Here is a 1673-nt window from a genome sequence, read left to right on the forward strand (position 1 = left end):
GGTGATATCTGTGAATACGGGAGCGGTTCACCTTGCCGCAGCAGTACAGACACCTGTGGTTGTGCTATATGCACAAACAAATCCACAACATGTTCCCTGGCTCGTGAGTAACCGGGTATTACCCTACAGTGTACCGGACCATTTGAAGAGCAGGAACGAGGTGCTGCGCTGGGTAAACGAACAGCTTTATACTACGGTGATTCCCTATCCTGAAGTAGATGATATTCTCCGGGCATTGTCCACTATAGCCGGAAAAACAAGGCAGTAACCTCTTTTAAAACGACATGGTAATCTGTCGTTTTTGTCCAGTCGATAGTTGCATGCAAAGTTTTATCCAAGGGTGCCCAGCGTTCCATTTCACCATCCATACTAATAATTACACTCTGAGTGTGCAGGGCTGCCGCAAGATGTGATACCCCTGTACAGTTTGCTATCAAAGCATATGCCTGATCTATTAATACTGCTACAGTACCAATAGTAGTTTTACCTGCGGCAACAATGGGTGGGTATTTCATTAATTTGATCACTTCATTAACCACCGGTATCTCATCTTTGGTACCAGTAAGTACTACCTGGAAGCCGGATTTCAGGCAGTGGTCGCCGAGGGATGCAAAATAAAGCGGTGGCCATTGCCGCCAGTTTCCTCTTGAACCCGGATGAATAACAATATAATGGCCACTTGTTACCGGCAATTTGAGTCTGCGAAAGTCATCCTCGTCCTGATTTGTAATTGGGAATTCCAAGTCTGTACCTGTACTTGGCACCCCTAAAAAAGCCATTAATTCAAGGTATTTGGAAATTTCATGTCCATGTTTAGGATAAGGCATAAAATATAAACCATGCCCTATTATTTGAGATTCTGTTGAAAATCCTGCAATATAAGTCGCACCAAAAGTTTTGAGTAACTGGTTCACAATGGTGCCGTTTCCCTGCATTTGTATAACCATATCGAATTGATGTGCTTGTACCCGTTTAAGAAAAGCGTCAAACAATTCCTGGTTAAAATTCTGTTCAGGTAAGCCAGGATATCCTGGAAAAGCAATAAAATCGTTAAAATAATTGGAAAAGCGTGATACCAGCTCTTTGGCCCATGGTAAACCGATGAGGGTGATATGTGCAGACGGATGTGCTTTCCTTAACGAACGGATTGCTGGTATAATACATAACATATCACCCAGTTGTAGCGCCCTGAAAATAGCGATTGTTTTAATTGTTGAATCGATCATATTAAAAAAAGAGTATGCGATATTTTACAGATCCATATAAGCGCCAAAAGATGGAAAGGAACGGAATGACAAAGGATGTGATAATCATATCTGTTACCTGATTAAAAGATTTATGCCGGTCTTGCAGCCTTTTAGCGATAAATTGAGCAAAAAGCAGTACCAATGCAATTGTATTAATTACAGTTAAAATGTAATGTTGTTTTATAATACTCCAAACGAGTACAAATAATAACAGCAGTATGACGTAGTATAGGACTATGGACGATTTTATTTTTTCACGGTATAATTGCGGATGTTTTTTAAAAAGCAAGGCGTCATAGAGGCCTTTTTTTTGTTCTATTATGCTGATGCCCCAGGGCACTTCTCTAACAGGATGTACAACCAGGGCTTCTTCAATTGGCACAATATCTACCTGGCGAGTAATAAATTTAAACTGAATGTCACTGT

General features: G+C 40.7%; 2 protein-coding genes and 1 pseudogene. 1 reads left to right on the plus strand and 2 read right to left on the minus strand.

Annotated features, from left to right (window positions below; translation table 11 throughout):
- Positions 1-268 (plus strand): glycosyltransferase family 9 protein (locus ACR2F3_RS16000; protein ID WP_432710993.1); only part of this gene is annotated, 268 nt, incomplete at its 5' end.
- Here ACR2F3_RS16000 and ACR2F3_RS16005 read toward each other — a convergent pair.
- Together ACR2F3_RS16005 and ACR2F3_RS16010 are read right to left on the minus strand one after the other, a co-directional pair.
- A complete protein-coding gene (locus tag ACR2F3_RS16005; protein WP_432710994.1) occupies positions 243-1226 on the minus strand; it encodes a glycosyltransferase family 9 protein in 984 nt (327 codons plus the stop codon). The two genes, ACR2F3_RS16000 and ACR2F3_RS16005, sit on opposite strands and share 26 nt — an antisense overlap.
- Before the next feature lies 1 nt (position 1227).
- Positions 1228-1673 (minus strand): annotated as a pseudogene (locus ACR2F3_RS16010) (family 2 glycosyl transferase); the annotation flags it as partial.

Source organism: Pedobacter sp., from assembly GCF_045627485.1.
Taxonomy (GTDB): Bacteria; Bacteroidota; Bacteroidia; order Sphingobacteriales; family Sphingobacteriaceae; genus Pedobacter.

Excerpts from the sequence above, each read along its gene's own strand:
- ACR2F3_RS16005 (WP_432710994.1), bottom strand. The coding sequence starts at position 1,226 with ATGATCGATTCAACAATTAAAACAATCGCTATTTTCAGGGCGCTACAA.